Genomic DNA, 6,596 nt, shown 5'->3' with positions numbered 1-6,596 from the left:
GTTTTCGGGCGCAGGGCGTCGGCGAGGGGGCGGGGCGCGGTGGCGGAGAGGCCGGCCGAGGCGAAGAGATCGGACATCGGCGCATGAAGGCGCAAGCGCCCGGATTGTGCAATCGCGTTCGCGGCTCCGTCCTCACCGACTTAGAGGGCGTGCGGCCAGCGGCTCAGCACGCGCTGAGCGAGACCAGGATCCGCGTCCCCGAACGTGTTGTAAAGGTTCCGCAGAGAGGCCAGCTTGACGAGCGTCGAGCCATCGACGTTGATGCCGTCCTCGCTCACCGCGCAGAAAATCGTGTCGGTCGCCAATCCACGTTCTCCCGCGACGATGAAATCCGCGATGTCCGTGTAGTCCTGCTCCGCAAGGGCGGGCTTGAGTATGGACAAGACCTCCCAGAGGGTCGCGGTATCCAAGTCTGGGTCGTTTGCCATGGCGATCGTCGTGCCGCGCGAGAGGGGGAAGCCGGTGATCACAGTTCCGTCCCGATCCAGGACGACGCGAATCTTGATACCCTTGCGAACGCCCTCGCAGATGACCCGCTTCAGGCGGCTTTTACGCGTGACGCTCGATGAGTCGGTGGCCACCTCGTGGATCATATCGAGGATCGTCTGATCTGACCAATCAGCCGGAAACAGAGACTTTCCCGCCTTTCCCTGACGGGGACTATGACCGCCGCCGCTGGAATCGCCGCGGAGAATGTGCTGCGCCCGCACCCGACTGATCGATCGCGGAAGCTTCATTTTTCGATCGATCCCCTACGACGAGCATGGCACGCCTTTGACCGCTTGCAATCAGAAGTAGAGAATCTGGCTCCTTAATCAACGGATTTCGATTGGCCCGCCATTCAAGGGCCGACGAATTCCTACCCCCCGAACACCGAGGTCAGCACCTCCCCGCCCCGGTTGATCGAGACCTCCCACATGTTGAGGCTGGTGCGGGTGACGCGCTCCAGGTCCTTGGTGGTGGCGATGGGCGTGCCGTTGATGGCCACGATGAGGTCGCCCTTCTGGAGGCCGGCCCGGGCCGCGATCGAGCCCTCGTCCACGCCTGAGACCGCGACGCCCTCCGCGGGGAAATCGGCCTGCAGCTCTTCCGCCACGGCCGGCGAGGTGTTGACCAGGGTGGCGCCTAGGAAGGGCGAGCGGGTGCGCACCTTCAGGGTGTCGCGCGGGCGCGTCTCGGGGGCGGGGCCGAGCTTCACCGACACGTTGGAGCGGCCGGTGCCGCGCAGGATGCCGAACTTGGTCGAGCCGCTGAGACCCTTGAGGGCGAAGCGGTAGCCGAAGGCCTCCGGGTCGTCGACGCTCTTGCCGTCGACCGTGAGGATGAGGTCGCCCCGCTTCAGGCCGGCCTCCTCCGCCGGGCTCTTGGGCTGGAGGCTCGCCACGAGGACGCCGGTGGGATGGTCGAGGCCCATGCTCTCGGCAATGTCGGGGGTCACGCTCTGGACGCGGGCGCCGAGCCAGGGGCGGCGCACCGAGGTGGCCCCGTTCTTGGCGGTCTCCACCACGGCGCGCACCATGCTGACGGGGATCGCGAAGCCGATGCCGTGGCTGCCGCCCGACTGCGAGTAGATCGCCGAGTTGATCCCGACCAATTGCCCCTGGAGATCCACCAGGGCGCCGCCGGAATTGCCCGGATTGATCGCCGCATCCGTCTGGATGAAGAACTGGTAGTCGGAGGAGCCGACCTGCGTGCGGGCGAGCGCCGAGACGATGCCCTGCGTCACGGTCTGGCCGACGCCGAACGGGTTGCCGATCGCCATCACGAAGTCGCCGACCTCCAGGGATTCGGAATCCCCGAACGCCATGGGCACGAGGCCCCCGGTCGGGCTCTTGATCTTGACGACCGCGAGGTCGGTGCGCGGATCGCGAAGCACGATGGTGGCCTCGAACTCGCGCCGGTCGGCGAGCGCGATGCGCACCTCGTTCATGTTCTCGATGACGTGATTGTTGGTGATGACGAGGCCGGATTCGTCCACGATCACGCCGGAGCCGAGGGACTTCTGGGCGCGCTCGCCCGGCGCCCCGCCGCGCCCGCGCCCGGCGCCGTTCTCGCCGAAGAACCGGCGCATGAACTCGTCCATCGCGCTGCGGCTCTGGCCGCGCGCATCGACGTGGGAGGCGTAGACGTTCACCACCGACGGGGCGGCCCGCTTCACCACGGGGGCGAAGGAGAGCTGCACCTGGCCCTTCGATTGCGGGGCCGCCTTCTCGGGCGGCGAGACCTTCTCGGGCGACGCCTCCGGCGACTTCATCATCTGCGCCGAGGCAGGCGCGGCGGCGAGCGTCGCGGTCAGCAGCGGAACGAGCAGAAGGGACGAGCGCGTCATGGGGACTCCCGGGGGGCTTCGAGCGTCGCGGCCCGACCCCGGATCGGGGACGGGCCACGGCGGATGCCGGGATATCTAGACGCCCCGGGCGGCGGGCGCGAGGGGCGCCGGCCGTTCAGGGCCGGCCGATCGTCCCGGTGAGCCGGCTCGCGCGCTGGGCGATCGCCGAGAAGCAGTTCAGCGAGGCGTCGGCCGCGCGCTGCATCTCGTCCACCTGGAGACGCAGGGCGTCGGCCGGGGTGCGGGCGCCGGAGAGCGCCTGCCAATGCGCCAGGGCGGCGGCGCCCTCGCCGCGCAGGTAGCTCAACACCGTGGCGTTGACCTCCCCGAACTCGCCCATCACCGCGGCGATCCGGGGCGCTTTCGAGAAATCCATCAGCGCCCGAAGGTCGGGCAGGCCCGGGACCGCTGCGGGGACCGAGGCCGCGACGGCGTCCGGCACCGCCGCGATCGTCTCCGGCACGGCCTGCGCCACGGTCTCGACGGCGGCCTCGGCCGTCTCGACGGTCTCGGCGACGGCCTGGGTCGCCTCCACGGTCTCGGTCGCGGCCGGAACCGGAGCGGCCGCCTCTTCGGGCACCACGGTCAGATCCTCGGCCGGGGGAGCGTCCTGCGCCCCCGGTTCGACCGACGACCCCTCGCCGGCCGCCAGCGCCTCTGCCGATACGCCTTCCAGGAGCGTCTGGTGCAGGTCCGGCTCGGGAGCCGAGACCGCGGACTCGATCGGCGTGACCGCCTCGGCGGCCTGCGCGTCCGGGTGGGCCTCGCCCGGATCGCCGGTTCCCTGCATGGTGTCCGCGTTCATCGGTCCAACCTCCTGATTGCCCACGATCTGGGATGAGGATCCGGGTCGTTTCCGAGCCTCGGATGGCCTCCTGCGCCGCTGCGCCATCGATGTCGTCTCCTTCGGTTCCGGGGCAGCAATGCCGATCCGGAACCGGGCGTTCCAGGGCCCGCTCCGGTCCGGGCCGGCGACGGGCCCGCGCGGGCGTCTCAGGTGGTGGGCTGCAGGGTCTTCTGGGTCAGGGCACCGAGGTCCTTGGCCTGGGCCTGCAGGGCGGCGATCTGGCTGCGCAGGAACTCGGCGTGCAGCTCCATCGCCTCGCGCGGGTCGCGGGTGCGCACGAGCTTCTGCGCGAAGTCGAAGGTCGCGGCGGCATTCTCCTGGACCTGGTCGAGGCCCTTGGTGACCACGGACTGCATCGACGCCTGCATCGTGTGCGAGGCGGACTGCATCTGCTCGGCGGTCTTGATGGCGGTGCCGATGAAGCTGCCGACGGCGGTGCGGGCCTGCTCGACGCTCTTCTCGGCGAGGACGCGCATCTCGGCGGGGATCTCGAAGGTCTGACCGTTCATTGCGATTCACTCCAGGGCGCGCCGACCGTCCGACACGCCACGAAGTGGTTTATGTTGCGGTGCAACATGGTCGTCAAGAGGGCGAGCCGAAAACCTGCAGAATTTTGCCGGCGCAGCCCGGTTCCGTCACGCCGCCGAGGCGATCCGGCCCGGTTCCCGGCGCGGCGCCCCACGCGCGGCCAGGATGCGTTCGTAGACCGCGATCAGGGCGGCGGCGTGCGCGGACAGCGTCGACGGAGCCGCCCAGTAGCGCGCATGGGCCGCCGCGCCGAGGCGCCCGGCGCGGTCCGCGTCGCCGAGGGCCGCGAAGGCCCGGGCGAGCGCCTCGGGCTCCGGGGAGACGGTAAAACCGGTCACGCCGTCGACCACCTTCTCGCAGGCGCCGGAGCGATCCGAGGCGACCACCGGCAGGCCGTTGGCCTGGGCCTCGTAGATCGTGAGCGGGCCGGTCTCGTACCAGCGCGAGGGCGCGGCGATCGCGCGGGCGCGGCGGCGCAGGATGTCCCAGACCGCGTCGGGCGCCTGCCAGCCCAGGACCTCGACGCCGGGCCGGGCGCGCAGGGACGCCTCCAGCGGGCCGGCTCCGATGAACAGGGCGGGCAGCCCCGCCGCCCCGGCCGCCTCGGCCACGAGGTCGGCGCCCTTCTCCCGGGTCAGCCGCCCGACATACGCGATGGCTTCGCCGCGGGCCGGGTCGGCCGGGGGGCCCTTCTCCACCCGCACCGGGTTGTCGACCCGGTGATGGGTGAAGGCCGGGCCCGTCAGCAGGGCGCCCATGCGGGCCACGCTCGCGTCGCAGACGTGGATGAGGTCGAGGGGTTGCTCCTTCAGGGCCGTCCGCAGGGCGATGGAGCGCCCGACCCGCACCAGCTTGTGCAGCCGGCTGCGGCCGTCGCAGGGGGCGGCGATGCAGGACGCCGAGAGCGGCCTGAGGGTGCAGGGCGCGGCCGTGTCGAAGCGGTAATAGACGCCGTTGGGGCAGGCGAGGAAGTAGTCGTGCAGGGTCGCGGCCACGGGCAGGCTCCGCGCGAACAGGGCCGGGAACACGCTCGGCGAGAGGCTGCGCGTCCACTGGTGCAGGTGGACGATGTCGGGCCGCACCGGCAGCGCGTCCAGGGCGGCGCCGAGGCGCGCCGCCGCCGCCCCGTCCCAAAGCCCGTCGAGGGCCGCCCGGTGCGCCGGCCGGGTCCAGATGTCGGTGTTGCCGAGGCCGATCCGGCGAATGCGGGCATGGTCGAGGAGCGGGTCGGCCGGCCCGTCGATGGCCTGGAGGTAGGTGACGTCGACCCCGGCCTCGGCGAGGCCGCGGGCGGATTCCACCGCCACCTTCTCCGCCCCCCCGCTCGCCACGGCGAATTCGGCCAACACGACGATGTGCATGGATCTGCCCGATTGCTTCCCGCGCGGCGCGCGCCGCGACGAGCGCAAGGTTTACCGGCGATCAACGCATGTTCGGTAAAGATCTCGGCCCAATTGTCGCCGGCCGGAACCGTTCGCCATGCACGTCGTCCTCGTCGTCGACCACGCCTTCGTCAACGGCGGCCAGGCCAAGGTGGCGCTCGATGCGGGCCTCGGCTTGGCGGCGCAGGGACACCGCGTCACGGTGTTCGCCGCCGTCGGCCCCGCCGACCCGCGCCTGGAGGCGGCCGGCATCCGCGTGGTCTGCCTCGGCCAGGACGATATCGGCACGGCGAAGAACAAGCTCGCCTTCGCCGCGCAGGCGATCTGGAACCGCACGGCCGCCCGGCGCCTCGCGGCGGAACTGCACGGGCTCGATCCGCGCGACACGGTGGTGCACGTCCACGCCTTCGCCAAGGCGCTCTCGCCCTCGATCGGCCGGAGCCTCGCCGCCTCCGGCCTGCCGTGCCTCTACACCATGCACGAGTTCTTTCTGGTCTGCCCGAACGGCGGCTTCTATGCGTATCCGGCCGCGCGGATCTGCCACCGCGTGCCGATGTCGTTGGCCTGCCTCGGCACGAACTGCGACGCCCGCAGCTACCCGCGCAAGCTCCTGCGGGTGGTGCGCCACGCCGCCCTGGAGCACGTGGCGGGCCTCAAGGACGTCTTTCCCCACATCATCACCATCAGCGCCCTGCAGGAGCGGGTGATCACGCCCCACCTGCCCGCCGCGACCCGCTTCCACCGGGTCGACAACCCCATCGCGGTGAGCCGGGCGCCGCTCCGCTCCGAGCCGCCGGGGGATTTCCTGTTCGTCGGACGCATCTCCACCGAGAAGGGCGCGCCGATCTTCGCCGAGGCCGCCCGGCTCGCCGGGGTGCGCCCGGTCTTCGTCGGCGACGGCCCGGCCAGGGCCGAACTCGCGGCGCGCTATCCCGAGGCCGTGATGCTGGGCTGGCGGGACGAGGCCGGGGTGCACGCCCTGATGCGCACGGCGCGCGCCCTCGTCTTCCCGAGCGTCTGGTACGAGGGCCAGCCCCTCACGGTCTACGAGGCCCTGGCCTGCGGCGCGCCGGTGATCGTCAGCGATGCCTGCGCGGGCCGCGAGGCCGTGGAGGACGGCGAGACCGGCTACTGGTTCCGCTCCGGCGACGCGGCCGCGCTGGCCGCCCACCTCACGCGCCTGCGCGACGACGATCTCGCCGCCCGCATGGGCCGGTCGGCCTACGAGCGCTACTGGTCGGCCCCGCTCACCATCAAGGCCCATCTCGACCGGCTCGGGCTCGTCTACGAGCACGTCCTGCGGGATGCGGGCCGGGCCGGAACCGGCGTGCGCCCCGCCCTGGTGCCAGCTCGGTCCTGACGCGCCGGCCGGCACCTTTTTTGCCAGAACCGCCCGGGCCGGAATCGTCCGCCTGAGATTCGCTCTGGATAGCCGGAAGTTTTCCTGGCTATTTCGCTGCGATGCGATGAGGCTCGCCAAACAAGACTCGGCAGCGCGGCGCTCGCCGAG

At 71.3% G+C, this 6,596-nt stretch carries 6 protein-coding genes; 1 reads left to right on the top strand and 5 read right to left on the bottom strand.

Annotated elements, in window-relative coordinates:
• Nucleotides 1-140 precede the first annotated feature (140 nt).
• The 5 genes from K2X24_RS05660 to K2X24_RS05640 all read right to left on the bottom strand — a co-directional run bounded on the left by K2X24_RS05660 (nucleotide 141) and on the right by K2X24_RS05640 (nucleotide 5,065).
• Nucleotides 141-737 carry an EndoU domain-containing protein gene (locus K2X24_RS05660; RefSeq protein ID WP_292495519.1) on the bottom strand — a complete coding sequence of 199 codons (597 nt, stop codon included), beginning with the start codon at nucleotides 735-737 and terminating at the stop codon, nucleotides 141-143.
• A gap of 122 nt (nucleotides 738-859) precedes the next feature.
• Nucleotides 860-2,329 (bottom strand): Do family serine endopeptidase, encoded by a 1,470-nt coding sequence (locus K2X24_RS05655; RefSeq protein WP_292495517.1) that lies wholly within the window; start codon nucleotides 2,327-2,329, stop codon nucleotides 860-862.
• A 115-nt stretch (nucleotides 2,330-2,444) separates the two neighbouring features.
• Nucleotides 2,445-3,134: a phasin family protein gene (locus K2X24_RS05650; RefSeq protein ID WP_292495515.1), complete on the bottom strand. Its 690-nt coding sequence runs from the start codon at nucleotides 3,132-3,134 to the stop codon at nucleotides 2,445-2,447.
• Nucleotides 3,135-3,322: 188 nt separating this feature from the next.
• Nucleotides 3,323-3,685, bottom strand: coding sequence for a phasin (locus K2X24_RS05645; RefSeq protein ID WP_292495511.1), 363 nt, complete (start codon nucleotides 3,683-3,685; stop codon nucleotides 3,323-3,325).
• Between the two features lie 126 nt (nucleotides 3,686-3,811).
• On the bottom strand, nucleotides 3,812-5,065 hold the full coding sequence (locus K2X24_RS05640; RefSeq protein WP_292495508.1) for a glycosyltransferase: 1,254 nt from the start codon (nucleotides 5,063-5,065) through the stop codon (nucleotides 3,812-3,814).
• A 118-nt stretch (nucleotides 5,066-5,183) separates the two neighbouring features.
• Between K2X24_RS05640 and K2X24_RS05635 the strand changes: the two genes are divergently transcribed.
• Nucleotides 5,184-6,446, top strand: a complete 1,263-nt coding sequence (locus K2X24_RS05635; protein ID WP_292495505.1) for a glycosyltransferase family 4 protein — start codon at nucleotides 5,184-5,186, stop codon at nucleotides 6,444-6,446.
• Nucleotides 6,447-6,596: the final 150 nt, after the last annotated feature.

It is taken from the genome of Methylobacterium sp. (assembly GCF_019750675.1).
Lineage (GTDB): Bacteria > Pseudomonadota > Alphaproteobacteria > Rhizobiales > Beijerinckiaceae > Methylobacterium.
Note: the sequence above shows the minus strand (reverse complement) of the source record. Positions and strands in the feature narration are given on the sequence as shown.